We start from the raw sequence: 25913 nt of genomic DNA, 5'->3' as shown, positions 1-25913 counted from the left end.
GGAGATGAAGAAGTCCACGCCTGTACCAGTTGCCTCGACCTACGAAGAGGCCTATCCCAATTCCACCAAGGTCTACGACGAGCAGGTGGTGCAGACGCCCGCCGGCGAGACGACGCTGCGCGTGCCGTTCCGCGAGGTGGCGCTCGGCGGCGGCGAGAAGCCGGTACGCCTCTACGACACCAGCGGACCGCAGGGGCACGACCCGCGCGAAGGCCTGCCGAAGCTGCGCGAGCCGTGGGTGGCGCCCCGCCGAGCGGATGCGAGGCAAGGAAGAGCTGTCACGCAGTTGCACTACGCGCGCCGGGGCGAGATCACGCCCGAGATGGCCTACATCGCGTCGCGTGAAGGCCTGCCCGCCGAGTTCGTGCGCGACGAAGTGGCCCGCGGCCGCGCCATCATCCCGGCCAACATCAATCATCCCGAGCTCGAGCCGATGATCATCGGCCGCAACTTCCTGGTGAAGATCAACGCCAACATCGGCAACTCCGCCGTCTCCTCGTCGATCGACGAGGAAGTGGAGAAGCTGCGGTGGTCGACGCTGTGGGGCGCCGACACGGTGATGGATCTGTCCACCGGCAAGAACATCCACGACACCCGCGAGTGGATCATGCGCAACTCGCCGGTGCCGATCGGCACCGTGCCGATCTACCAGGCGCTCGAGAAAGTCGGCGGCCGCCCGGAAGATCTCACCTGGGAGGTCTACCGCGACACGCTGATCGAGCAGGCCGAGCAGGGCGTCGACTACTTCACCGTGCACGCCGGCGTGCTGCTGCGCTACATCCCGATGACCGCCAAGCGCCTGACCGGCATCGTCTCTCGCGGCGGATCGATCCTGGCCAAGTGGTGCCTCGCCCATCACCAGGAGAACTTCACCTACACGCACTTCCGCGAGATCTGCGAGATCATGAAGGCCTACGACGTGTCGTTCTCGCTCGGCGACGGCCTCCGTCCCGGCTCGATCGCCGATGCCAACGACGAGCCGCAGTTCGCCGAGTTGAAGACGCAGGGCGAGCTGACCAGGATCGCCTGGGAGTACGACGTGCAGGTGATGAACGAGGGCCCCGGCCACGTCCCCATGCACCTGATTCGCGAGAACATGGAGAAGCAGCTGGAATGGTGCAGCGAAGCGCCGTTCTACACGCTGGGCCCGCTCACCACGGACGTGGCGCCTGGCTACGATCACATCACCTCGGCGATCGGCGCCGCGATGATCGGCTGGTACGGCACCGCGATGCTCTGCTACGTCACGCCCAAGGAACACCTGGGCCTGCCGAACCGCGACGATGTGAAGGCCGGCGTGATCGCCTACAAGATCGCCGCGCACGCGGCAGACCTGGCGAAGGGGCACCCCCGCGCCCGCGCCTGGGATGACGCGCTGTCGAAGGCGCGGTTCGAGTTCCGCTGGGAAGATCAGTTCAACCTGTCGCTGGATCCGGTGACCGCGCGCGCGTATCACGACGAGACGCTTCCCGCCGACGGCGCCAAGGTCGCGCACTTCTGCTCGATGTGCGGCCCCAAGTTCTGCAGCATGGAGCTCACGCAGCAGGTGCGGGCCGAAGCGGCGAAGGGTATGGAAGAGAAGTCCGAGGAGTTCCGCAAGAGCGGCGCGGAAATCTACGTTGGTAGGGCACCCCTTTAAGGGGTGCCCCACGGTCTAAGGCCTGGGCGCCGGGACGATCTGAATCACCGTCGGAAAGCGTTCCGGCGTCGCGCCCGGCTTCGGATTGGGAAATCCAGCGGAGCCACCGTAGGTGTAGTCCTTGATCGTCACGCTCGGCGCAAACGCCATGGTCTCGTCACGAAAGCGGCCGGTCTCGAACTGGTGCGTGGGCGGCGCCTCGAACAGCTCGTCCCCTTTGGTCTTCAGCACCGTCTTGTAATACCCGACCAGGTCCGCGTACGGGACGGTCACGCCGAAGATGTAGAACCGCTGGCCCCGGCCGGCGTCGTAGGACGTGAGGTAGACGGCCGACGGGTAGATCGGCGCGCCGAGCATCGCTTCGGTCGGCGCCTCGGCTGATCCCGGTGTGGCCGGCCTGGCCGGTTGAGCCGGCACCGCGGGCGCGGCCGGTGTCGCCGGCTTCTGCGTCGATGGCGTGTTCGGGCGCGGGAACGGCTGTGGGACCTGCGCCGATACGATCGCACCGGCGGCGATGACTGCCAAACCCACGATTGCGCCACCCCTCGACACGGCTCGGGGCAGGCGGAAGTAGCGAAGCACGGAATTATTATAGGGCGGGCCTCCCATCCAATGACACGAGACTTGTTCGCCTACTGCTCAGCCAATCGCGACTGGTTGCTGGACTTCATCGAAGCCCTGGTGGCCATCGAATCGCCCAGCGACGATCCGCAGGCCGTGAACCGGTGTGGCGCGGAACTGGCGGCGCGGCTGTCGTCGATCGGCGGCGCCGTCACCCGCATTTCGTCCGCCACCGCCGGCGATCACCTGCGCGCCAGCTTTGGCGCGGGGCCGCGGCAGATCCTGATGCTCGGGCACTTCGACACCGTGTGGCCCATTGGCCAGTTGAAGACCATGCCGATGAAGCGCGAGAACGGGCGCCTGTACGGCCCGGGCGTGTTCGACATGAAGGCCGGCATCGGGCTCGCCACCCTGGCCACGCGCGCGGTCATGGCGAGCGGCGGCCTCGGCAATTGCCGGGTGGTGATGCTGTGGACGACGGATGAGGAAATCGGCAGCGACACCTCGCGCGCGCTGATCGAAGACGAGGCGCGGCGCAGCGAGGCCGTGATGGTGTTCGAGCCGTCATTACCCGGCGGTGCCCTCAAGACCAGCCGCAAGGGTGTGGGGCAGTTCGAGATGACCGTTCGCGGGGTGTCGGCCCACGCCGGGCTCGACCCCGGCAAGGGCATCAGCGCCGTCCGTGAGCTGGCGCGCCAGATCATCGCCATCGACGACCTGCAGGATCCCGCTCGCGGTGTCACCGTCACGGTCGGCGTCGTGTCCGGGGGGACTCGCGCGAACGTGGTGCCGGCCGAGGCGCACGCCACCATCGATGCGCGCGCGGTCACGCGGGCGGATGCCGATCGAGTCGAGCGCGCGATGAAGGCCTTGTCGCCTCAGATCGCCGGCGCGCAGCTGACGGTGACGGGCGGCTTCGACCGGCCGCCGCTGGAGAGAAGCGAAGGCGTCGTGAAGCTGTTCGAGGCGGCCCGGGAAGTGGCGGCAGGATTCGGACTGACCTTGGACGAGGGCAGCGCCGGCGGCGGCTCCGACGGCAACTTCACGGCGGCGCTGGGGGTGCCGACCCTCGACGGCTTCGGCGCGGTCGGGGACGGCGCGCACGCCATTCACGAGCACGTCGAGATCGAAGCCCTCGCACCGAGAGCCGCGGTTATTGCCGGCCTGCTGGCTCGCCTGACTGCGTAGGGGTCAGACCCCTCGGCACTACGTGGGGGTCAGACCCCTCGGCGAGAAAGCCCTCTCGGGGTCAGACCCCCGAGATGTCGCGCGCGCATCAGCGACACGACCTCGTCCACCTGCCTGGTGTAGTCCTTCGGCGCGTATTTTCCCGCATAGAGCTGCTCGTAGCGGTCCACCATGTGCGGATATTCGCGGCTCAACAGGCCCATGAAGTGATCGCGCGCGCCGCCCTTCAGGTGCATCACCATGGCTCCCACCGACCGCGCGCCGGAGTCGGCAATGGCCTTGATGGTCCGCTCGATCTTGGAGGGATGCGTCGAGAATCCCGGCACGATCGGCGCCATCAGCACGCCGCAGTCGATGCCGGCATCCACCAGTTGGCGCACCGCCCGCAGGCGCTGCATCGGGTGCGCCACGCCGGGTTCGAGCTTCTCCCACGCGTCTTCATCCACCGTCGGGACGCTGATGTGCACCCGGCAGGACGCGCGCGCCGAGAGATCCTTCAACACGTCGATGTCGCGCACGATCATCGGCCCCTTGGTGACAATGCCCACCGGCGTCGCCGCGTCGCGCAAGGCTTCCAGCACGCCCCGCGACAGCTTGTATTTGCCTTCAATCGGCTGGTAGGGATCGGTGGCCGTGCCGAACCCGATTGACTCCTTGATCCAGGAGGGCCTGTCCAGCTCGCGCCGCAGGACCTCCACGAAGTTGGTCTTCACGAAGATCACCGACGCGAAATCGTCGCCGGCGTTGAGCTCGAGTTGGGTCTGGTACTGTCGCGCGAAGCAGTAGTGGCACCCGTGGGTGCAGCCGCGATACGGGTTGAGCGTCCACTTGAAGAACGGCATGCCCTTGACGCGGTTGAGGGCGGAGCGGCAGCGGATTTCCTGGTAGGTCGCGGCATCGCCGCGTCGGACGGCACCGGGCAGGGCCGCCACGCCGCCGTCTTTCACCAGTTTCGCGACATCGCGCGTGGTGGGGGAGCGACCCAGGTCGAAAAGCAGCGGGAAGGTCGCCATTCCCGCTATTATTTCGCTTTTTATTCGCCAGTCAACGTCGATCGCCAATACCCGATCAGGTCCTCGACCGTCTGGTCGAGCGGGATTTGCGGCGACCAACCGGTGTCCGCTTCGAGGCGGGCGCGGTCGCCCAGCAGGAGTGGGGTGTCATTCGGCCGGAAGCGCGCCGGGTCCTGCTCCACGCGAATCGGCACGCGCGCGTGCGCGATGAAGAGCTGTAGCAAGTCCTTCACCGCGACCGGACGGCCCGAACAGACGTTGTAGGGCACTCCGGGCCTTGCCGACTGCATCATCGCGCGGTAGGCGCGCACGGTGTCGCGCACGTCCATGATGTCGCGCCGCGGCTCGAGGTTCCCGACCTTCAGGACCGGTTCGAGGCGTCCCGCTTCGATCCCGGCGATCTGCTTCGCGATGCTCGGCGCCAGGAACGACGGCACCTGCCGCGGGCCGACGTGGTTGAATGCCCGCGCAATCAATCCCGGTATCCCATCGTCTTCCCACGCGCGCAGGGCGACCATCTCCTGCGCCAGCTTGCTGGTGCCATAGGGATTGTTCGGACAGACGATGTCGTCTTCGCGCAATGCATGATCGGACGGCGCGTAGACGGTGGCGGAGCCGGTCATGAGCACCCGCGGCGCCAAGCCGGCGCGACGCAGCCCTTCAAACAGGTGGTGGGTGGCGAGCACGTTGCCGGCGAAGGTCTCGCGGGTGTGGCCCCAGGAATCGCCGACGTGAGGCACGCCGGCCAGGTGGTAGACCGCCGAGGGGCGCGCGTCCCTGACGGCCGCGTCCACCGCGTTGCGGTCGTGCATTTCCACGGTGACCCAGCGCACGCCGGTGCCGCTGACCAGCGGTTTGGTGCCGGGCCGCTGCCACGCCACGATCTCCGGCGTGTCTTCGGCCAGCAACTCGAGCAGGTGGCTGCCGACGAACCCCGCCGCGCCGGTCACCAGGACGGGGGCAGACATCAGCCGCGCTTGCCGTACTGGGCTTCGATGTAGGCCTGGTAGGCCGGGTCGCGTTCCTTGATCGGCCGCCACCACCACTCGTTGGCCTGGTACCACGCTACGGTGTTGTGCAGCCCCTGCTCGAACGGGACGTGCGGCTTCCAGCCCATGGCCTGGAGCTTCGCGGTGCCGAGGCTGTAGCGGCGGTCGTGACCCTTGCGGTCGGCCACCGGCTTGATCAGGTCGGTGCCCTTGCCCATCAGCTTCAGGACGGCGTGCGTCAGGTCGATGTTCTTCACCTCGTTGCCGCCGCCGATGTTGTAAACCTCGCCGTTGGTGCCGGTGTGAATCAGCAGGTCGAGCGCGCGGCAGTGGTCGAGCACGTGCAGCCAGTCGCGGATGTTGCCGCCGTCGCCGTAGAGCGGCACCGGGACGTTGTCCATCAGGTTGGTGACGAACAGCGGCAGGATCTTCTCGGGGAACTGGTACGGCCCGTAGTTGTTCGAGGCGCGGGTGACGATGACCGGCACGTCGTGGGTGGCCCAGTAGCTGTAGGCCAGGCGGTCGGCGCCGGCCTTGCTCGCGGCGTACGGGTTGCGCGGCCGCAACTCGTCGGTCTCGACGCTCGAGCCCTCGGCCACGCTGCCGTAGACCTCGTCGGTGGAAATCTGCACGAAGCGCTTCAGCGTCGGGTTGCGCCGCGCCGCTTCGAGCAGCACGAACGAACCTTCGACGTCGGTCTTGATGAAGTCACCGGCCGCCATGATCGAGCGATCGACGTGGGTCTCGGCGGCGAAGTGCACGACGTAGTCGGCGGCTTCGACCAGCGGACCCGCCACCGCGGCGTCGAGGATGTCGCCGTGCACGAACGTATGGCGCGGGTTGTCGATGACGTCGTGCAGGTTCTCCATGCGGCCGGCGTAGGTCAGCTTGTCGAGATTGGTGACGTGCCAGTCGGGGTGCGTCTGCAGCGCATACCGCACGAAGTTGCTGCCGATAAAACCGGCGCCGCCGGTGACGAGAACTTTGACCATGACAGCAGACGATGTTAATACGTCCCGCCGCCGAATGCCCCGAAGAAATTGGAAAAGGACCCGACCCCGGCCAGCGTGAAGGACATGTTGAACCGGCGGTTCTGGGGCACGATCAGGTTGGTGCCCGACCCGTAGTTGTAGGCGAGGTACTCGAACGACACGCCGCAGCACTGGGCGTTGTAGAACGCGATGTAGCGGTGGTTCAGCAGCGTCGAGCGGGCGATGTCGTAGTTGAACGACACGGTGCCGCCGTAGCGGCCGCCGCCGAAGCGCAATTGCGTGCTCTGCTGCACGTAGTTGTTCGAGCGGCCCGCCGCCGCGGCGCCGTAGTTCTGCCGGCTCCATCCGGCCGACGCCTCGAGCAGGTCGGTGCGATAGGCGCCGTTCAGGCCGTAGCCGATCACCTTGAAGGTGGCCTCGGTGCGCGGATCGTACTCCATGCGGAAGTCCACCGACATCGGCTGCAGCGGCAGGGCCCGGGCCGACAGGGAGATCGGCGAGAACGGGCTGGCCGGGCGGCCCTGGCTGTAGCCGAACGCCGGGTCGTACTGGCTGGCCCGCTCGTCGCTGTAGTAGCTCTGCCGGATTGAGACGTTCAGCAGTTCCTGCGGCGCGCCGGCCGGCGCGGCGCCCTCGGCCTTCTTGCGCACCAGCAAGCGGTTGGCGAGGCCGTACGACAGCTGCGTGGAGCCGCCGATGATCGTGTCGAAGCGGCCCGACGTCTGCGGCACGCGGCTCTGTGAGACGATGGCCGTCCGCCGCTGCACCGAGAACGTCGGCTCGATCACGTGCTTCATCCGTTCGGCAAAGGCGTTGTTCGGCATGAAGACGCGGGAGAACACCGGCCCGACCACGTCGGCCCGCATGTCGGCGTAGCTGCGCGTCACGGCTTCGTCGATCTGCGTGCGCTGGTCGGCGGCCAGGCTCTCGCTGTAGTAGGTCGTGCGGTAGGCGAGCGTGGCGTTGACCGACAGGAAAGGCAGCGTGCTGAGCGGCGCCCGCAACGACGGTGACACGTCCACCTGGGTCAGGCTCTTGTCCACCGTGGCGGTCGCGGTCTTGCCGATGTACAGCACGTGCGCGGCGTCGGTGTTGATGGAGAAGTACACCGGCAGGAAGGGGAGCTTGCGGCCGCTGTACGACGCCGAGAACCCGGGCGCCCGGCCGTTCACCTGCGAATCGGTGGCGTTGTAGAAGTATTCGGTCCGCTCGAACACCGAGTTCACACTGAGGCCGCCCCACGAGCCCGTCACCCCGCCGTTCACCGTGCGCCGGCTGGTCGTGGCATCGAGGAAATTGTTGCTGTACAGCTGCCGGGTGGTGACGTCGGTCGAGTAGTCAACGTTGGCGCGCGCCGAGAGGCGGAACGGCAGGCCCTGGCTCAGGCCGCCGGTGATGACCTGGCTCTTTCGCGCCGGCCGCGTCGAGCCGTTGATGACGGCCTCCTGCTCGTTGAGCCAATAGGCGCGCAGGTTGCCTTGGGCCCGCGGCCCCATCAGGTAGCGATACTCGGTGCCCATGCCGGTGCCGCGCGAGAAGTACCAGTCGTGGAACAGCGTGAGGTCCTGGCTGCGGTTGATGGCCCAGAAGAAGGCGTTGCTGATCGACGACCCCTGGTAGGTCGAGGCGCCGTAGCTGGGCAGCAGGAACCCGGTGGCGCGGTCATCGTCCTGGATCGGGTAATACATGATCGGCAGGTAGAACACCGGCACGTCCTTCACGCGGACCACCGCGTTGCGCATCACGACGTAGTCGTTGAGGTTGACGGTGGCGCGGCCGCTGACGATTTCCCACCGCGGCGTCGGCTGCACGCACGTGGTGAAGCCGCCCTTGTTGATTCGATACTTGTCGGGCCCGACCTTCTCGATCTCCGCGCCGTAGAAATACACGTCCGGCTCCATCGTGCCGAACATGCTGCGGTTCTCGAGGCCGCGCTCGCCGAGTTGCGCGATGCCGGTGGCGCTGGTGAAAGTCCCCAGCTTGGTCTTGGTGTTGAAGACAACGCTCTCGGCGGCAATGCGGGAGGTGGGCGTCTGGAACACGACGTTGCCGCGGGCGGTCAGCTCGCCCGTCTTCGTGTTCATCTCGAGGTCGTCGGCGAAAAACTTCTGGCCGGCGTTGGGGCCGCTCGCTTCGCCTTCAATCTCCACCTCGCGCATCAGCCGGACGCGATCGGCGTCGATGCGCTCGAGCGCGAACTGCTTGGTGTTCCAGCCGGGCACGATCTGCGCGTGCGCCGGCCGCGCGAAAGCGCCCAGCAGGACGACGCACGTCAGGACGAGGGTGAAGTGGAACCGCACGGATGAAATCGAGAATACCAGAACCGGGTTCACGGGTTCAGAGGTTCAGGCGCGCACACCCATGCGCGCGGCCCCGTTGGCCAGCAGACGCGCGCGCAGCGGGCCGATCAGGTAGATCGATCCCGCCGCGACGACGCGGTTCGCCCGCGCCAGGGCGCGGTTCACGGCCGCCTCGGGCACCTCTTCCACGTCGACCGGGAGCTTGGGCGCGAGGTCGCGAAGCGCCGCCGCCAGCCCCTCCGCGGTTCGCGCCCGCGCATACGGCACGGTCGTCGCCACGAACGCCGACGCCACCGGCAGCAGGGCCGCCACCATGCCGGCGAGGTTCTTGTCGGCCATCACCGCCAGCACGATGGGCAGTGGCGCCCGGTTGGTGTCCTGCAGGTAGGTGGCCAGCGCCGCGGCGCCGGCGGGGTTGTGGGCCGCGTCGATCAGCAGCTCGCCTCCCTCGGGCAACCGCAGCCACTCGAGCCGCGCCGGCCAGTCGCAGTCGGCCAGGCCGGTCACAATTGCCTCGGTGGGGACAAGCGAGACCCGCGCCGACCACGTTTCGAGAATCGCCACGGCCACGGCGGCGTTCTCCAGCTGGTGCCGCCCCGGCAGGGCGAGCTTGAGCGGCGGGTAGCTGCGATCGGTGGTGGTGGCGTGCGCGTCGATGAGCGGAGCGTTCACGGCGGCGGCCACCGCGGCGATTCGCCGCGCCGCTTCGGCGGGCAGCCGCCCGATCACCAGGGGCGTGCCGGGCTTGGCGATGCCGGCCTTCTCGAACGCAATCTCCGACAGCGTCTGGCCCAGGTGGCGTTCGTGGTCGAAGGCAATCGAGGTGATGGCCGTGACCTCCGGCGCCAGCACGTTGGTGGCGTCGTAGCGCCCGCCCAGCCCGACTTCAACCACCGCGACCTCCACCTTCTCGCGGCGGAAGATCTCGAACGCCACCGCCGTGGACACCTCGAAGAAGGTCGGCACGACCGTCAAGGCTCCGGTTCGGGTGGCCGCGTCAATCACCGCGAACACCGTTTCGGTGGCGGCGGTGAACGCCGCGCGATCGACCGCCACGCCGTTGATCGCCACGCGCTCTTCGATCGTGTCCAGGTGGGGCGAGGTGTAGCGCCCGGTCTTGAGTCCCGAGGCCCGCAGCGCCCGCTCCACCATGGCGGCCACCGACCCCTTGCCGTTGGTGCCGGCAATGTGAATCGACCGCCACGCCCGTTCGGGATGGTCGAGCGCGGCCAGGATGGCGCGGATGTTGTCGAGCCCGAGCTTGATGCCGAACTGCTCGAGGGCGAACAGCCGTTCGAGGGGGGTCAATTGCTTGAGGCTTGGGGCTTGGGGCTTGAGGCCTGGGTTGCGCTCATGAACCGCAGCGTCTTTTCCAGGGTCGCCTTCAGCTCGCGCCGATCGACCACCAGGTCCAGCATGCCGCGTTCGAGCAGGAACTCGCTGCGCTGGAAGCCGTCGGGCAGCTTCTGCCGGATGGTCTGTTCGATCACGCGCGGCCCGGCGAAGCCGATCAGCGCCTTGGGCTCGGCGATGTTCAGGTCGCCCAGCATGGCGAAGCTGGCGGTGACGCCGCCGGTGGTGGGGTCGGTCAGCAGCGAGATGTAAGGGAGCCTGGCGCGATCGAGGCGCGCCAGCGCCGCCGAGATCTTGGCCATCTGCATGAGCGACAGCGCCCCTTCCATCATGCGGGCGCCGCCGGAGCACGACACGATGATCATCGGCGCCTTGCGTTCGAGCGCCATCTCGATGCCGCGCACGATCTTCTCGCCGACCACCACGCCCATCGAGCCGCCGATGAAGCTGTACTCCATCGACGCGACCACCGTCTCGAGGCCGTTGATGCGGCCGACACCGACGATGACGGCGTCCTTCTGCCCGGTGGATTTCTGGGTGTTCGCCAGGCGCGACTTGTACGGCTTGGTGTCGGTGAACTTGAGCGGGTCGTTCGAGGTCAGGTCCGGGGCCAGCTCCTCCCACCGCGCGTCGTCAAACAGCGACTTGAGGCGTTCGGTGGCCGACAGCCGGAAATGGTGCGCGCACTTGCCGCACACGTGGAGGTTCTTGACGAGATCCTTGGTGTAGATGATGGTGTCGCATTCCGGACACTTCACCCACAGGCCTTCGGGAACGCGGCTGGTCTTCTCGGGCGTCGCAATGGGTTTGCGGGCCTTCTTGAACCATGCCATATCGGATCAGCTTACCAAAAAGCCGACAACCCGGACGGTTTGTCGCTACTTGCGGGCGACGTAGTAACGCGTGCCCTTGCCCATGCCCTTGATCTGGCGAACCAGCTCGTCGAGCGCCGCGTCATCGGATTCGGGGTCGAATTCCGAGGTCTCCACCACGAGGAGCGGCGTTGCCGAGTAATGGAAGAAGAAGTGCTGGTAGGCCTCGTTCAGTTCCCGCAGGTAGTCCTCGTCGGGCGTCGGCTCCTCGCGCTCCGGATCCTTCTCCCGGTGCTTCAGCCGCTTCATCAGCAGTTCGGTCGGCGCCTGGAGGTAGACGACAAGGTCCGGCGGTGGGACGTCCTTGGCAAGCAGGTCGAACAGGCGCTGGTAGATGAACAGCTCGTTATCGTCCAGGTTCAAATACGCGAAAATCTTGTCTTTGTCGAAAACGTAGTCGCAGACGGTGTTCTGCAGGAACAGGTCGGCCTGCCGCTTGCTGGTGAGCTGGCGATGGCGGTTGAGTAAATAGAAGAGCTGCGCCTGGAGCGCGGCGCCCGGCCGGTCGGCGTAGAAGTCCGCCAGGAACGGGTTTTCGGTGTCTTCGAGAATCGTCGTTGCGTCGAGCCGCGCCGCCAACCGTTCGGCCAACCGCGTCTTGCCAACCCCGATGGGGCCTTCGATGGCGAGATAGTGAAAGGCCACTCCGCTGGCGAGTATAGTTTGTAGGCGTGAAGATCGAAAAGATTGAGTTGTTCCTGTGCCGCCTGCCGCTCGTCCATTTCTTCGAAACGAGCTTCGGCCGGTCCTACGATCGCACCTTCGTGCTCATCCGGGTGGAAGGGGACGGTCAGGAGGGCTGGGGCGAGTCGGTCGCCGAGGCCAACCCCTACTACAGCAGCGAGACCACCGAGACGGTGTGGCACATCATCCAGGGGTTCATCGCGCCGCTGGTGGTCGGGCAGACCTTCGAGCATCCCCGTGACGTCTTCCCGGCGCTGCGCCGCATCCGCGGCCACAACATGGCCAAGGCCGGGGTCGAGATGGCGGCCTGGGATCTCCATGCCCGGCTGGCCGGGCAGCCGCTGGCCAAGGCGCTGGGCGGCACCCGCGACCGCATCGCCTCCGGCGTCTCCATCGGCATCCAGGACTCGTTCGAGCAGCTGCTCGAAAAGATCGAGCGTGAGCTGGCCGCCGGCTACCAGCGCATCAAGATCAAGATCAAGCCCGGCTGGGACATCGAGGCGGTCGAGCGCGTCCGCGCCAGGTTCGGCAACATCCCGCTCCAGGTGGACGCCAACGCCGCCTACACGCTGGACGACGCCGACTTGCTGGCCCGGCTGGATCCGTTCGGCCTGCTGCTCATTGAGCAGCCGCTGGACTACGACGACGTGATGGACCATGCGGTGCTGCAGCGGCGGATCAAGACGCCCGTCTGCCTCGACGAATCGATCCACACCGTGCGCATTGCCCGCGACGCCATCGACGCCAAGGCCTGCCGCATCATCAACATCAAGCCGGGCCGCGTCGGCGGCCATCGCGCCTCGATCGAGCTGCACGACTTGTGCGCCGCCCACGACATTCCGGTGTGGCACGGCGGCATGCTGGAAAGCGGCATCGGCCGCGCCCACAACATCCACCTGGCCAGCCTGCCGAACTTCCGCCTGCCGGGCGACATCGCCGCGAGCAAGCGCTACTACCAGCCGGACCTGATCGAGCCGGCCATCGAGGTCAGCGCCGACGGCACCATCGCGGTCCCGACCGGCCCGGGCATTGGCGTCAACATCGTCCGCGAGCGGATCGACCAGGCCACGTTGCGACACATTTCCTTATGACCCGAACGCCGTCATCACGCGCGCTCGTCGCGCTTGTCGCGTTGCTCGTTGCCAGCGGGTGCGCTCCAAAGGTGGCGCCGCAGGTCAGCGCCACGCCCCCGATCACGGCGTTCGATCAGAAGATGCGCTGGATTCTCCAGCTCGAGGACGAGCGGCAGCTCAAGGGCGGCGGCGGCGACCTGCTGGCACTGCTGCAGGATTCCGAAGCCCGCGTGCGCCGGCGCGCGGCGCTGGCCACCGGCCGCGTGCGCCTCGCCGATGCGGTGCCCGGCCTGACCACGCTGGTGCAGGGCGACAGCGATCCCGAAGTCCGGCAGATGGCCGCGTTTGCGATGGGGCTGATCGGTGACGCCTCGGCCGCCCCGGCGCTGACCGCCGCGCTGGCCGATGCGGATCCGCTGATCCAGGGCCGCGCCGCGGAAGCACTGGGCCTGATCGCGCACAAGCCGGCGGCGGCGGCGATTGGCGCCATGGTCGCGGCGCAGGTCACGGCCGGCGTGCTGAATGGGCTGAACGCGGATGACATGGGCACGCCCAAGCCGCCGCCGGTCGAGGCCGTGCGGCTCGGCGTGTATGCGCTGGTGCGCCTCGGTTCCTACGACGCGCTGGCCGCCGGCGTGCTCGACCGCGACGGGCAGCCCCGGAGCCGCTGGTGGCCGGTCGCGTTTGCCCTGCAGCGGATCAACGACGCCCGCGCGGCCCCGGCGTTGCTGGCGCTGCTCACGGGCGATGGGCAGCTCACCCGCGCCTTCGCGGCCCGGGGACTCAGTGTGTTGAAGGACCAGCGCGCTGCCGCGCCGCTGCTGGCGATTGCCGGCAACGTCGGCGAGCCGCTGGCGGTGCGGACCCAGGCGGTGCGCGGCCTGGCGCTGCTCGGCGACTCGCGCGGCGCCGCGGTCCTGATGCGGCTAATCTCGTCGCCCCAGGTCGATCACAACCTGCAGCTCGAGGCCATCGTGGCCCTGGGCCAGTTGCGCCAGGCCAACGCCGTGGACCTGTTGGTGGACCTGGTCTCGGCGGAGTGGCCGTCCGTGCGCGCGGCCGCCCTGCTCGCCCTGGCCCGCACCGACGTCGACACCTTCATCTCCGCGATTTCGGGGCTCGACCCCGATGTCCACTGGTCGGTGCGCGCGGCCATGGCGTCGGCGCTCGGGGAGCTGCCGAAGGAACGCGCCGAGGCGGCGTTGAGCAACATGATGCGAGACGCCGATCAGCGCGTGCTTCCCTCGGTGATCGATGCGCTGGCCAAGGTCGGGTCGGCGGGCGCCGCCGCGGAGATGGTCGCCCGTCTCAAGGCCGATGACCCGGTGGTCCGGGCCGCCGCGGCGCGCGGGCTCGCCACGCTCAAGGCTCCCGGTGCCGCCACCGCGCTGACCGAGGCGCTCGCGCTGTCGCAGCGTGACGGGCTGTATGTGGCGAGGACCGCCGCGCTTGATGCCCTGACTGCCGTCGATCCGGCGGCCGCACGGCCGCTGCTGACCGCGGCGCTCGGCGACAAGGATTGGGCCGTGCGGCTGCGGGCGGCGGAAGACCTGCGGAAGATTGACGCCGGCGCCGACCTGTCGGCGATGCGTCCGGCGCCGCCGCCCACGGTGCCCGAGCTGGCGGCCGTGGACACGTTCGTGTCTCCCCAGTACTCGCCGTCGGCGTACATCGACACCTCCAGGGGCACCATTCAGGTCGAGCTGGCCGTGCTCGATGCGCCCCGCACGGTGGCCAACTTCATCGCCCTCGCGCGCAAGAACTACTTCCGCGGCGTGCAGCTCCACCGCGTCGTGCCCGACTTCGTGGTCCAGGACGGCGACCCGCGCGGCGACGGCGAGGGCGGCCCCGGCTACACGATTCGCGACGAGATCAACCAGCGGCCGTACCTGCGGGGGACCGTGGGCATGGCGCTCGACTGGGCCGACACCGGCGGGAGCCAGTTCTTCATCACGCACTCACCGCAGCCACACCTCGACGGTCGCTACACGGTGTTCGGACAGGTGATATCGGGAATGGATGTGGTCGATCGCCTGCAGCAGTGGGACACGATCGAGCGGATTCGAATCTGGGACGGGGTGAACTGGATCGGCCAATAAAAAAGGGAGGCGACTGCGCCTCCCTTCCGATCTTCTGGCTGACGAAGCGACTAGCGCTTCTTCGCCTTCTTCGCTGCCTTCTTCTTAGCTGCTTTCTTTGCCATTTGTAATCCCCCCCTTCAGGTTGGGTTATGCGTAAGAACCTAGCCGCTGCACGACTTGCCTCTGCCGCCTGGCACTCGGCTCATCCATGCCGGCGTTCTCGCGCCTCGTTACGCGACGTGATGATTCACGCGCGCGGTCTTGGTGAAAAGGGTGGGGCAGTCTTGTGAGAACCGCCCCTGTAAGCGGCCTAGCGCTTCTTGGCCTTCTTCTTCGCCGCCTTCTTTGCCTTCTTCGCCATTGTTCTCTCCTGATGGGGGGTGACTCTTGCCTGATGGCGACCGCTGATTGTTTTTACGTGTTCACAATCAGTGGCCTGAGCCTTGCTCCCTCATACCAGATGTAGATTATGGATGAGAAATTCATCTTGTCAAGCACAAAGCGTTTGTGATTGTCAACAAACGGGCCGATCGCTCTGGCCGATCGCGCCCTCAAGAGGACGTGTCGGATCGTCGCCTACGGATCTGTAGGCTCGCTATCGGATCTCGCGTCGCATGCGCTGCGCGCGGGCCAGCGCGCCGGCGGGCGCGCTGGGCGCGGCGGCGATGATCGCGTCGAGTTGATCGATGGCGGCGCTGGTCCGCTTGAGCGCGCGCAGTTGCCGCGCCATGTTCAGGCGCGCCACCGTCTCCGCCAGCCCCGGCCGGTTCACCGATTCGGCGCGGGCCAGCGCGAGCAGCCGCTCCGAGGCGCGAAGGCTCGCCTCTGGGTCGTGAAAGTACACGTCCAGGATCTCGGCCTCGATTCTGTAGAAGAGCGGATTGTGCGGGTAGCGCTCCTGCAGCGAGCGGACCAGGCCGATGGCCTCGCGCCACTTGTTTTCGTACCAGAGGTAGATGACGTGGATCTGGAACTGCGCCTCGCCGCGAACCAGCTGGCCCTGGGTGGCGGCGCGCTCGAGCTGCTGCAGCCCCTCGACCCGGTTGCCGCCCGGGAGCTGCAGCAACCAGCGCAGGAACTTCAGCACAGCCGGCGCCACGTCGGCGTAGTAGCGGTACATGCCGATGCCGAATTCCGCGTCGTGCATGGCCGGGTCCAGCGCCAGCGCCCGCTCGAGCGCCGCCTTGATCCGCTTGCCGTCTCGCGCCGCCGCCAGCCGCTCGACCCGGTGCACGCGCCACTGCGCCCGCGCGCCGTAGGCGGCCCCGAGGTAGAACCAGCCCTCGGCGCGATTGGGTTCGGCCTCGGTCATCCGCTCGGCATCGGCGATCGCCTCCTCGACCTTGGCCTTGAACGCCGGATCGAGCGCGAGGCTCTCGGGATCCAGTTGAATCTGCCACCACAGGCTCAGGGCCTCGAGGCCGAGGCAGGCGACCCGCGGCGCCGGGCTTGTCCCGCCGAAGCCCTTCGGCGAAGGCGGACCGCACGTCGCCGGCAGGTCCGCCCGCACCCGATCGAAGTCGGCGTCGAGAATGGCGTCATAGGCCTTGGCGACGAGGGGCGCGGCGGTGATGCCCTGCTGCGGCTCGGCCGCCTCAAGCACCTGGCACAGGGCACCAACCCATAGGCACCCCAGGCACGCGAGGCACCCCAGGCACCTTAGTCTCATAGCGCGCTCGTGCGGAGCTGTTGCTTTTCAGCGTGGCGCGCCAGCGCCAGCTGGATCAGCCGATCGACCAGCGCCGCATAACCGACGCCGCTGGCCTCCCACATCTTGGAATACATGCTGATGTTGGTGAAGCCCGGCATGGTGTTGATCTCGTTGACGAAGATGGCGCCGCTGTCGCGCGATAGCAGGAAGTCCACGCGCGCCAGCCCCGCCGCGTCAATCGCCTTGAACGCCGCCACCGTCAGGCGCCGCACCTCGGCGGCCACCGCGGCCGGCAGGTCCGCCGGAATCAGGCTCTTCGAGCCTTCGTCCAGGTACTTCGCCTCGTAGTCGTAGAACTCGCGCGATGGGATAATCTCGCCAGGCACCGACGTCTCCGGGTCGTCGTTGCCGAGCACCGCGCATTCGATCTCGCGCGCGTTGACGACGCCGGCTTCGACAATCACCTTGCGATCGAACTCGAGCGCCGCCTCGATGGCCGGAATCAGTTCGGCCGGCGTCTTCACCTTGGAGATGCCAACGCTCGAGCCGAGGTTGGCCGGCTTCACGAACAGCGGGAAGCCCAGCGCGGCAATGCCGGCCAGCACGCCTTCGCGGTTGCGCGTCCAGTCGGCGCGCACAAAGGCGCGCGAGGCCACGACGGGCAACCCGGCCGCGGCGAACAACACCTTCATGACCGCCTTGTCCATGCCGGCCGCCGAGGCGAGCACGCCCGGACCCACGTAGGGCACGTTGGCCAGCTCGAGCAGCCCTTGCACCGTGCCGTCTTCCCCGTACGGGCCGTGGAGCACCGGGAAGACCACGTCGAGGCCCAGGCCCGTCACCACGGCGCGCTCGACGTCGGCCGGCGTGCTGCCGTCAGACGTGGTGCGGCGCTCCACGGTGATCAGCGTGTCGGCCGACGGGTACGGCGCAAACAACGAATCGCGGCCCGCTCGCGCCGGCCGCGCCTGCGACGCGCGGGCCTGATGGATCACTTCCGCCGCCGACAGCGCCGTCGGCGGCCGATCCGCGAGCGTCCACCGTCCGTCTTTTTCGATCCGGATCGGGACGGGCTCGTAGCGCGCGCGATCGATCGACTTGAAAATTGAGGCCGCCGAGGTCACCGACACTTCGTGCTCGCCGGAACGGCCGCCATAAATGACACCCACGCGCAACTTCTTCACTCAGTGATAATAAGGGGTCGGGGATCTTTTGCAGAATCTGCAATAGGCCGCCGCGCCAAAGCCAGCCCCGATGTTCACCCTTACTCACACCGACGGCGCCGCGCGGCGGGGACACGTCACCACCGCGCACGGCGTGATCCAGACCCCGGCGTTCATGCCCGTGGGCACCCAGGGGGCGGTCAAAGCCCTCACGGCTCAGCATTTGGAAGATGTGGGCGCCGAGATCATCCTCGGCAACACCTATCACCTCTACCTGCGCCCTGGGGATGAGCTGATCGCCCGCCGCGGAGGGCTCCATAAGTTCATCGGCTGGTCGCGCCCCATGCTGACCGACAGTGGCGGCTACCAGGTCTTCAGCCTTTCGGATCGCCGAAAGGTCGAGGAGCAAGGGGTGCATTTTCGGTCGCACCACGACGGCAGCGCGCACCTGCTGACCCCCGAGAAGGCCGTCGAGATCCAGGCCAACCTCGGCTCCGACATCGCCATGGTGCTCGACGAGTGCCCGGCGCTGCCTTCGACGGTGGAAATTATCGACAGCTCTCTCCAGCTGACCGCCCGCTGGGCTCGGCGCTGCCGTGACCGGTTTCTGGAGCTAAAAGCCGCCGGCAGGGTTTTTCCCGCCTCGGCGACAGAAAAAATCCCCGGCCCCTTTTCCCAGGCGCAGTTCGGGATTGTCCAGGGCGGGACGTTTCCGGAGTTGCGCGCCAAGAGCGCGCAACTGACTGTATCTATTGGGTTTGAAGGCTACGCCATCGGCGGCGTGAGTGTCGGTGAACCCAACGAGACCATGTACCAAATAGTGGAGGCCACCGCGCCGCTCCTGCCGGTGGATCAGCCACGCTATTTAATGGGGGTCGGCACGCCCATCGATCTGGTGGAGGCCGTGGCCCGCGGCATCGACATGTTCGACTGCGTGATGCCCACGCGCAATGCCCGGAATGGCCAACTCTTCACCAGCGAAGGGCCCCTCAACATCAAGAATGCCCAGTTTGCCGAGGACGATGGGCCGGTCGATCCGGCGTGCGGCTGCTACACCTGCCGGAACTTTTCCAGGGCCTATTTGCGGCATCTCTTCATGGCCGGGGAGATGACCGGAGGCACCCTTAACACGTTGCATAACCTCAGCTTTTACCTTGACACCATGCGGCGGATTAGGGAGGCTATAGCGTTCGGCAGGTTCGAAGATTTCAGGCAAGGTTTCCATCGGACTTTTACCCGCCGCGCGTTGATTTCATGACCACGACGGATCCCCTTATCGCACCCCTGTTCGCGCTGGCTGCGTCGCCTGATTCACAGGTGAGCCCGCTCATTCAGCTCATTCCCTTCGCGCTCGTACTCGCGATCTTCTATTTCGTCATCCTGCTTCCCATGAAAAAGAAGCAGAAAAAGGTCCAGGAGTTCCTGGACGCCCTGAAAGCGGGCGACAAGGTGGTGACGACCGGCGGCCTCTACGGCTCGATCGCGAAGATCAGCGACCAGGTCGTGCAACTCCAGGTCGCGCCCAACGTCCGTGTGGATGTTTCCAAGGCCGCCATCGTCGGATACCAGGGCCAGGCCCCCATCGTCGAAGCCCCGAATACATAAGCCATGTCGAAGAACCTTCGTTGGAAACTCATCGTCATCCTCGGTGTCACGGCGCTGGCCGTGTGGTCGTTTTATCCGCTCGATCAGAAGGTCAGGCTCGGACTTGACCTGAAGGGCGGCGTCCACCTCGTGATGCGCGTCCAGACCGACGACGCGCTGAAGCTCGAGACGCAGACCACCGTGGATCGGCTCGCCGAGCAGCTCAAGACCGCGAACATCGCCGTCGGCGGCGTCGCGGTGGCGGGCGCCACGTCGTTCACCGTCACCGGCGTGACGCCCGAGCAGGACGGCGCGTTCCGTGCCGCGCTGACCGAGGTGGAAGTGAACTACGACCGCGCGTCCGGCGCGGGTGGTTACACGTTCACGCTCAAGCCGAACATCGTCGTCCAGTTGCGCGAAGACACGGTGAACCAGGCGCTGCAGACCATCGAGCGCCGCGTCAACGAGTTGGGCGTGGCCGAACCGATCGTGGCGCGTCACAGCGCGGCCGACCAGATCCTGGTGCAGCTGCCCGGCGTCACCGACGTGAATCGCGCGAAAGAAATCATCCGCTCCACGGCCCTGCTGGAACTCAAGCAGGTGGAGCAGGGCCCGTTCCCGGATGAGGCCTCCGCGCGCGCGGCCTACTCGGGCAACGTGCCGCCCGACCTCCACGTCCTGCCGGGCACCATCGAGGGCGCTCCCGGCCAGCCGGCCAGCACCGGCTACTACGCGGTCCGCCGTGTGCCAGCGGTGACCGGCCGCGACCTGCGCAACGCGCGGCCGACGCTCGACGAGAACAACCGGCCGGCGGTGAGCTTCTCGCTCAACAACGAAGGCGCGCGCAAGTTCGGCATGTTCACGCAGGCCAACATCGGCAAGCAGCTGGCCATCGTGATGGACGGCCGCGTGGTGTCGGCGCCGCAGATTCAGTCGCGCATCGACGATGAAGGCCGTATTACCGGCAACTTCACGAACCAGGAATCGCAGGACCTGTCGCTGGTGTTGCGCTCGGGCGCGCTGCCGGCATCGCTGACTTACCTCGAAGAGCGCACGGTCGGTCCGTCGCTCGGCGCCGATTCGATTCGCGCCGGCGTCACCGCGGCGCTGGGCGGCCTGCTGCTGGTCACGCTGTTCATGCTGTTCTATTACAAGCTGGCGGGCTTCAACGCGTTGATCTCGATTGCCATCAACCTGATCCTGCTGCTGGGCCTGATGGCGTATGTCGGCGCGACGATGACGCTGCCGGGCATTGCCGGCTTCATTCTCACCATCGGCATGGGCGTCGACTCGAACGTCCTGATCTTCGAGCGCATCAAGGAAGAGCTCCGCGCCGGCAAGGGCGTGAAGCAGGCGGTGGCGGCGGGCTTCGATCGCGTGCTGCTCACCATTCTTGACACGCACGTGGCGTCGCTGATTTCGGCGGCGTTCCTGTTCCAGTTCGGTACCGGTCCTATCCGTGGTTTTGCGATGACGCTGACCATCGGCCTCCTCTCCAACGTGTTCACGGCATACTTCGTTTCGCGAACCCTGTTCGAGCTGGGCCTGTCACGGCGCCAGGTCGCGAAGCTTTCGATTTAGTCATATGGCCATCTTCGATAACGCTACCTACGATTTCATCAAGTGGCGCTGGCATGCGCTCGCGCTGTCGGCGATCGTCGTCCTGGCCGGAGCCGGCTATGCCGTCACCAAGGGGGTGCCGCTCGGCATCGACTTCTCGGGCGGCACCATCGTCGTCGTCAAGTTCGAGCAGCCGACGTCGGTGGATCAAGTGCGCACGGCGCTGGCCGCGACGATGACCGGTGAGAACGTCATCCAGAGTTACGGCGATGAGGCGAATCACGAGATCCTGGTTCGCCTGCCGCAGTTGACCACGGAAGAGGGCGCGGCGCTCGAGCAGAACGCCAAGGCCGTGGTCGCCGCGATCACCCAGGCCAACCTCGGCAAGTTCGAGGTGCGCAGCCAGGAGATTGTCGGTCCCGTGATCGGCGCCGACCTGCAGCGCAAGGGCATCTACGCCACGCTGGCGTCGATCCTCGGCATTACCATCTACATCGGGCTCCGCTTCCGCTTCGCGTTTGCGATTGGCGCGATTGCGGCGACGCTGCACGACGTGTTCGTGACGCTGGCGTTCCTGTTCTACTTCAACTACGACCTGTCGCTCAACGTGGTGGCGGCGATCCTGGCGATCACCGGTTATTCGGTGAACGACACGATTGTCGTCTTCGACCGCGTCCGCGAGAACCTGAAGAGCAAGCGCCGCGATTCGCTCGAGAGCGTCGTCAACCTGAGCGTCAACCAGACCCTGGGCCGCACGCTGATCACGGCCGGCACCACGTTCCTCGCGGTGCTCTCCCTGTTCCTGTTCGGCGGCGAGGTGCTCGAAGGCTTCGCCTTCACCATGCTCGTGGGCATCGTCAGCGGCACGTATTCAACCATTTTCATCGCCTCGGCGATTGCGATCATCCTGGGCGGCAAGCAGGCCAAGGGCCGCACGCAGGGCACGCGCAAGGCCTCGTAGCACCACTTCGTGGATCTGTTTTCCGCCGTGCTGCTGGGCGTTGTCCAGGGACTCACCGAGTTCCTGCCGGTCTCCAGTTCGGGTCACCTGATCCTGGCGCGGGCGTTTTTCGGCTGGGATCCCGGCCGGTTCGGGATTCCGTTCGATGCGGCCTGTCACGTCGGGACGCTGCTCGCGGTGGTGGCCTACTTCCGGGCTGACGTGGCGCAATTGATCGCCGCCGCGCCGGGAGCGCTGACCGGCCGTGACGGCGAATGGGAACGGCTCGGCCGGCTGATCATCGTGGGCACGATACCGGTGGTGATTGTGGGCGGGCTGTTGGGTGATGTGATCGAAGCGCGCGTGCGGACGCCGTTGATAGTGGCCGTGAACCTGGTGATCGGCAGCATCGGCTTGCTGTGGGTGGAACGCATCGGCCGCCAGGACCGGGATGCGCGGTCCCTCGGGTTCGGTGAGGCCCTGGCGATTGGCGTGGCGCAGGCCGCCGCCCTGGCCCCGGGCCTGTCGCGCTCGGGTTCGACGCTGATTGTCAGCCTGTTCCTGGGGCTGCGGCGCGAATCGGCGGCCCGTTTCGTGTTCCTGATGAGCCTGCCGGCGGTGTTCGCGGTGGCGGTGAAGGAAACCATCGCCCTGGCGGACGTCGGCATGGCGGGCGCGCCGTACACGTTGATGGCCGTGGGCCTGGTGGTGTCGGCGATCGTCGGCTATGTCACGGTGAAGTACTTTCTGCGGTATCTTGCGGGGCACTCGCTGGCGGGTTTTGCCTACTACCGGCTGGCGCTGGCGGCGGTCACGTTCGCGTGGCTGTGGTCGCGGGCGGCTTGAGCCATGATGCCCTGGCTGCGCCGGAGCTTCCTGACCGGCCTGGTGGTGACGGTGCCGTTGTTCATCACGGTAGTCACGCTGGTCTGGCTGTTCCGCTTCATCGACGGGGTGGCGACGCCGCTGTCGACGAACCTGATCGGCCGCGAGGTGCCGGGGCTGGGCGTGTTGATCACGGCCGCCGTCATCCTGCTGGCTGGCGCGCTGGCTACCAACGTGTTGGGCCGGCGCATCCTGAGGCGCGGGGAACAGTGGCTGCTGAACGTGCCGCTGTTCAAGACCGTGTATGCGCCGGTGAGGCAGCTGGTGGCCGCCTTCTCGCCCGACAGTGAAACGGGCTTCAAGAAGGTGGTGATCGTGGACGATTCGCGGCGGGGCCTGGTGCTCGGGTTCCTGACGCGGGAGTTCACCCTGGATCGCGGGAACGGGCCGGAAGCGATGGTGGCGGTGTATGTGCCGACCAATCACCTGTATCTCGGTGACGTGGTGGTCTACCCCCGCAGCCAGGCGTCATTTCCGGATTTGTCGGTTGAAGATGGCGTGCGGATTTTCCTAACGGGCGGCATGGCGCTGCCCCCGCAGATCAGTACGAGGACAGGACACGATGGTGATGAGACTTCTCGATAGGGTCGGCCGGGTGTTGGGTGCGGCCGCGTTGGTCGCAGGGATGGCGGTTCTGACGGCGCCGGTGCTCCTGGCGGCGCAACCGGAGACGGCGGCCGAGGCGGCGCATCATCGCCCGGGCGGCGAGGTGAACATCCAGTTGCCCGATCTCAACCAGGGCGACTTCCTCGGCATGACCGGCCACCAGATCCTGCTGTCGGGCCTGGTCGTCTGCGTGCTCGGCCTGCTGTTCGGCTTCTGGACCTACACCGCGGTCAGGAACCTGCCGGTGCACAAGTCGATGGCCGACGTTTCGGCGCTGATCTACGAGACCTGCAAGGCCTACCTGATTCAGCAGGGCAAGTTCCTGCTGATCCTGGAGATGTTCATTGGCGCGGTGATGGTGGCCTACTTCTCGCTCACCGGCCTCGAGCCCGGGCGCATCGCCATGGTGATCATCTTCAGCCTGATCGGCATCGGCGGCAGCTACGGCGTCGCCTGGTACGGCATCCGCATCAACACCCTGGCCAACTCGCGCACGGCGTTTGCGAGCCTGCAGGGCAAGGCGTTCCCGGTGTGCGACATCCCGCTGCGCTCGGGCATGAGCGTCGGCATGATGCTGATTTCGGTCGAGCTGCTGTTCATGCTCGCCATCCTGCTGTTCATCCCCGGTGAGTACGCCGGCGTCTGCTTCCTGGGCTTTGCCATCGGCGAGTCGCTCGGCGCCGCGGCGCTGCGCATCGCCGGCGGCATCTTCACCAAGATCGCCGACATCGGCTCCGACCTGATGAAGGTGGTCTTCAAGATCAAGGAAGACGACGCCCGCAACCCGGGCGTGATTGCCGACTGCACCGGCGACAACGCCGGCGACTCGGTCGGCCCCACGGCCGACGGTTTCGAGACCTACGGCGTGACCGGCGTCGCGCTGATCTCCTTCATCATGCTCGCGGTGAAGGATCCGTCGGTCCAGGTCCAGCTGCTGGTGTGGATCTTCATGATGCGCGTGATGATGGTGCTCGCCTCGGCGGGTTCCTACCTCGTGAACAACGCGGTGGCCAAGGCCAAGTACAGCTCGCTCGAGAAGATGAACTTCGAGGCGCCGCTGACCTCGCTGGTGTGGCTGACCTCGATCGTCTCGGTGGTGCTCACCTACGTGTTGTCGTACCTGCTGATTCCGAACCTCGGCGGCAACGGCGACCTGTGGTGGCAGCTGTCGTCGGTGATCACCTGCGGCACGCTGGCGGGCGCGATCATTCCCGAGTTCGTCAAGGTGTTTACCTCGACGCATTCGGCGCACGTCAAGGAAGTGGTGACCTCCTCGCGGGAGGGTGGCGCGTCGCTCAACATCCTGTCGGGCCTGGTGGCCGGCAACTTCAGCGGCTACTGGCTGGGCCTGACGATCATGGGCCTGATGACGGCGGCCTATCTGGTGTCGTCGCTGGACCTGACGTCGACCATGATCAACGGCGAGTTGATGATGGTGGCGCCGGCGATCTTCGCGTTCGGCCTGGTCGCCTTCGGCTTCCTGGGCATGGGCCCGGTCACCATCGCGGTCGATTCCTACGGCCCGGTCACCGACAACGCGCAGTCGGTCTACGAGCTGTCGCAGATCGAGGAAATCCCCGGCATCGAGCAGGAGATCCAGAAGCAGTACGGCTTCAAGGTCAACTTCAAGGTGGCCAAGGAACTGCTCGAAGAGAACGATGGTGCGGGCAACACGTTCAAGGCGACGGCGAAGCCGGTGCTGATCGGCACGGCCGTGGTGGGCGCCACGACGATGATCTTCGCGATCATCATGGCGCTGACCGGCGGCCTCACCGACCAGCTGGCGATCAGCAAGCTGTCGATCCTGCACCCGCCCTTCCTGCTTGGCCTGATCACGGGCGGCGCGGTGATCTACTGGTTCACCGGCGCGTCGATGCAGGCGGTCACCACCGGCGCCTACCGCGCCGTGGAGTTCATCAAGAAGAACATTAAGCTCGAGGGCTCGACCAAGGCGTCGGTGGAAGACAGCAAGAAGGTGGTTGAGATCTGCACGGTCTACGCGCAGAAGGGCATGTTCAACATCTTCCTCGGCGTGTTCTTCTCGACGCTGGCGTTTGCGTTCGTCGAGCCGTTCTTCTTCATCGGCTACCTGATCTCAATCGCGCTGTTCGGCCTGTATCAGGCGATCTTCATGGCCAACGCCGGCGGCGCCTGGGACAACGCCAAGAAAATCGTCGAGACGGAACTCAAGATGAAGGGCACGCCGCTCCACGACGCCTCGATCGTCGGCGACACCGTCGGCGACCCGTTCAAGGACACCTCGTCGGTGGCGATGAACCCGGTGATCAAGTTCACGACGCTGTTCGGCCTGCTCGCGGTCGAGCTCGGCGTTTACCTCGGCACTGGCGCGGCGCTGACGCTCGGCCTGTCGGCGGTGTTTTTCGTGGTCAGCATGTTCTTCGTCCACCGGTCGTTCTACGGAATGCGGATCGAAAGCGAAAGCTAAGGTTTGTAACAGTTGGTAACCATGCGGTAATTACATGGGTTTTTACCGATCCAGCCGTTGACGCGGGGATTCAAGCACGACTAGAATCGCCGGGCATTACGAGAGGGGTCAGACCCTACTGGTTTTGTGCCGCAGGGGTCTGGCCCCTCGGCGTTTTTTCAGGGAGCCGATCGCGGGAACCGGTGTCTAATTGAAGACAGCGGCCCGTAACTCGGACGGGACCCGGCGTTGACAGCGGTTTTCGGCGTTGGGATAATCGGCGGTCTTTTACCGCCGCGGTTAGTGCCGGGACAGGCCATCGGGGCGTGTCCAGCACCTGAAAGCAGGAGGAAC

Annotated in this window: 21 protein-coding genes; 11 read left to right on the top strand and 10 right to left on the bottom strand. The window is 66.5% G+C overall.

The genetic code is table 11. From position 1 onward, the window contains the following. Window positions 1–1639 (top strand): phosphomethylpyrimidine synthase ThiC (gene thiC / locus WC815_21860; protein MFA5911432.1); only part of this gene is annotated, 1639 nt, incomplete at its 5' end. A 15-nt stretch (window positions 1640–1654) separates the two neighbouring features. On the opposite strand, the gene WC815_21855 is transcribed toward thiC, so the two are convergent. Then, entirely contained in the window at window positions 1655–2221 is a 567-nt protein-coding gene (locus WC815_21855) for a hypothetical protein (protein MFA5911431.1), read from the bottom strand. A gap of 30 nt (window positions 2222–2251) precedes the next feature. Between WC815_21855 and WC815_21850 the strand changes: the two genes are divergently transcribed. Then, on the top strand, window positions 2252–3388 hold the full coding sequence (locus WC815_21850) for a M20 family metallopeptidase (protein MFA5911430.1): 1137 nt from the start codon (window positions 2252–2254) through the stop codon (window positions 3386–3388). 29 nt (window positions 3389–3417) lie between these two features. Here the strand turns inward: WC815_21850 and WC815_21845 are convergent, their stop codons facing one another. From WC815_21845 to WC815_21815, 7 genes are read right to left on the bottom strand one after another with little or no spacing between them, the layout of a single operon-like run. Next, the gene (locus WC815_21845) at window positions 3418–4401 is read right to left on the bottom strand and encodes a radical SAM protein (GenBank protein MFA5911429.1); all 984 of its coding nucleotides are present in this window, start codon (window positions 4399–4401) and stop codon (window positions 3418–3420) included. A gap of 20 nt (window positions 4402–4421) precedes the next feature. After that, entirely contained in the window at window positions 4422–5369 is a 948-nt protein-coding gene (locus WC815_21840) for a GDP-mannose 4,6-dehydratase (GenBank protein ID MFA5911428.1), read from the bottom strand. Beyond that, the gene (gene rfbB / locus WC815_21835) at window positions 5369–6382 is read right to left on the bottom strand and encodes a dTDP-glucose 4,6-dehydratase (protein ID MFA5911427.1); all 1014 of its coding nucleotides are present in this window, start codon (window positions 6380–6382) and stop codon (window positions 5369–5371) included. The genes WC815_21840 and rfbB overlap by 1 nt, the downstream gene beginning before the upstream one ends. A 14-nt stretch (window positions 6383–6396) precedes the next feature. Further along, complete coding sequence (locus WC815_21830; GenBank protein ID MFA5911426.1) at window positions 6397–8682, bottom strand: putative LPS assembly protein LptD; 2286 nt, start codon at window positions 8680–8682, stop codon at window positions 6397–6399. A 45-nt stretch (window positions 8683–8727) separates the two neighbouring features. After that, a complete protein-coding gene (locus tag WC815_21825; protein MFA5911425.1) occupies window positions 8728–9990 on the bottom strand; it encodes a cyanophycin synthetase in 1263 nt (420 codons plus the stop codon). Continuing rightward, on the bottom strand, window positions 9987–10868 hold the full coding sequence (accD, locus tag WC815_21820) for an acetyl-CoA carboxylase, carboxyltransferase subunit beta (GenBank protein ID MFA5911424.1): 882 nt from the start codon (window positions 10866–10868) through the stop codon (window positions 9987–9989). The genes WC815_21825 and accD overlap by 4 nt, the downstream gene beginning before the upstream one ends. Window positions 10869–10913: 45 nt before the next feature. Beyond that, window positions 10914–11552, bottom strand: coding sequence for a deoxynucleoside kinase (locus WC815_21815; protein ID MFA5911423.1), 639 nt, complete (start codon window positions 11550–11552; stop codon window positions 10914–10916). Window positions 11553–11578: 26 nt separating this feature from the next. Between WC815_21815 and menC the strand changes: the two genes are divergently transcribed. Next, complete coding sequence (menC, locus tag WC815_21810) at window positions 11579–12682, top strand: o-succinylbenzoate synthase (GenBank protein MFA5911422.1); 1104 nt, start codon at window positions 11579–11581, stop codon at window positions 12680–12682. Beyond that, the gene (locus WC815_21805; GenBank protein ID MFA5911421.1) at window positions 12679–14763 is read left to right on the top strand and encodes a HEAT repeat domain-containing protein; all 2085 of its coding nucleotides are present in this window, start codon (window positions 12679–12681) and stop codon (window positions 14761–14763) included. Before menC ends, WC815_21805 begins: the two co-directional genes overlap by 4 nt. A 577-nt stretch (window positions 14764–15340) precedes the next feature. Here the strand turns inward: WC815_21805 and WC815_21800 are convergent. After that, on the bottom strand, window positions 15341–16348 hold the full coding sequence (locus WC815_21800; protein MFA5911420.1) for a hypothetical protein: 1008 nt from the start codon (window positions 16346–16348) through the stop codon (window positions 15341–15343). A gap of 62 nt (window positions 16349–16410) precedes the next feature. Next, complete coding sequence (locus WC815_21795; GenBank protein ID MFA5911419.1) at window positions 16411–17580, bottom strand: D-alanine--D-alanine ligase family protein; 1170 nt, start codon at window positions 17578–17580, stop codon at window positions 16411–16413. Between the two features lie 70 nt (window positions 17581–17650). On the opposite strand from WC815_21795, the gene tgt reads away from it, so the two are divergent. From tgt to WC815_21760, 7 genes are read left to right on the top strand one after another with little or no spacing between them, the layout of a single operon-like run. Beyond that, on the top strand, window positions 17651–18817 hold the full coding sequence (gene tgt / locus WC815_21790; GenBank protein MFA5911418.1) for a tRNA guanosine(34) transglycosylase Tgt: 1167 nt from the start codon (window positions 17651–17653) through the stop codon (window positions 18815–18817). 59 nt (window positions 18818–18876) lie between these two features. Next, window positions 18877–19164 carry a preprotein translocase subunit YajC gene (yajC, locus tag WC815_21785; protein ID MFA5911417.1) on the top strand — a complete coding sequence of 96 codons (288 nt, stop codon included), beginning with the start codon at window positions 18877–18879 and terminating at the stop codon, window positions 19162–19164. Window positions 19165–19167: 3 nt separating this feature from the next. Beyond that, window positions 19168–20724 (top strand): protein translocase subunit SecD, encoded by a 1557-nt coding sequence (gene secD / locus WC815_21780; protein MFA5911416.1) that lies wholly within the window; start codon window positions 19168–19170, stop codon window positions 20722–20724. Window positions 20725–20728: 4 nt separating this feature from the next. Next, complete coding sequence (gene secF / locus WC815_21775; GenBank protein ID MFA5911415.1) at window positions 20729–21664, top strand: protein translocase subunit SecF; 936 nt, start codon at window positions 20729–20731, stop codon at window positions 21662–21664. Between the two features lie 9 nt (window positions 21665–21673). Further along, on the top strand, window positions 21674–22489 hold the full coding sequence (locus WC815_21770) for an undecaprenyl-diphosphate phosphatase (GenBank protein ID MFA5911414.1): 816 nt from the start codon (window positions 21674–21676) through the stop codon (window positions 22487–22489). A gap of 3 nt (window positions 22490–22492) precedes the next feature. After that, on the top strand, window positions 22493–23113 hold the full coding sequence (locus WC815_21765) for a DUF502 domain-containing protein (protein ID MFA5911413.1): 621 nt from the start codon (window positions 22493–22495) through the stop codon (window positions 23111–23113). Next, window positions 23097–25580 carry a sodium-translocating pyrophosphatase gene (locus WC815_21760; GenBank protein MFA5911412.1) on the top strand — a complete coding sequence of 828 codons (2484 nt, stop codon included), beginning with the start codon at window positions 23097–23099 and terminating at the stop codon, window positions 25578–25580. Before WC815_21765 ends, WC815_21760 begins: the two co-directional genes overlap by 17 nt. Window positions 25581–25913: the final 333 nt, after the last annotated feature.

The organism is Vicinamibacterales bacterium (assembly GCA_041659285.1).
Taxonomy (GTDB): Bacteria; Acidobacteriota; Vicinamibacteria; order Vicinamibacterales; family UBA2999; genus 12-FULL-67-14b.
Note: the sequence above shows the minus strand (reverse complement) of the source record. Positions and strands in the feature narration are given on the sequence as shown.

What these genes read in the sequence shown, in the direction of transcription:
- accD (MFA5911424.1), bottom strand. Translation starts at nt 10,868, where the DNA reads ATGGCATGGTTCAAGAAGGCCCGCAAACCCATTGCGACGCCCGAGAAG.
- WC815_21805 (MFA5911421.1), top strand. Translation starts at nt 12,679, where the DNA reads ATGACCCGAACGCCGTCATCACGCGCGCTCGTCGCGCTTGTCGCGTTG.
- secD (MFA5911416.1), top strand. Translation starts at nt 19,168, where the DNA reads ATGTCGAAGAACCTTCGTTGGAAACTCATCGTCATCCTCGGTGTCACG.
- secF (MFA5911415.1), top strand. Translation starts at nt 20,729, where the DNA reads ATGGCCATCTTCGATAACGCTACCTACGATTTCATCAAGTGGCGCTGG.
- WC815_21840 (MFA5911428.1), bottom strand. Translation starts at nt 5,369, where the DNA reads ATGTCTGCCCCCGTCCTGGTGACCGGCGCGGCGGGGTTCGTCGGCAGC.
- WC815_21765 (MFA5911413.1), top strand. Translation starts at nt 22,493, where the DNA reads ATGATGCCCTGGCTGCGCCGGAGCTTCCTGACCGGCCTGGTGGTGACG.
- tgt (MFA5911418.1), top strand. Translation starts at nt 17,651, where the DNA reads ATGTTCACCCTTACTCACACCGACGGCGCCGCGCGGCGGGGACACGTC.
- WC815_21850 (MFA5911430.1), top strand. Translation starts at nt 2,252, where the DNA reads ATGACACGAGACTTGTTCGCCTACTGCTCAGCCAATCGCGACTGGTTG.
- WC815_21845 (MFA5911429.1), bottom strand. Translation starts at nt 4,401, where the DNA reads ATGGCGACCTTCCCGCTGCTTTTCGACCTGGGTCGCTCCCCCACCACG.
- WC815_21760 (MFA5911412.1), top strand. Translation starts at nt 23,097, where the DNA reads ATGAGACTTCTCGATAGGGTCGGCCGGGTGTTGGGTGCGGCCGCGTTG.
- rfbB (MFA5911427.1), bottom strand. Translation starts at nt 6,382, where the DNA reads ATGGTCAAAGTTCTCGTCACCGGCGGCGCCGGTTTTATCGGCAGCAAC.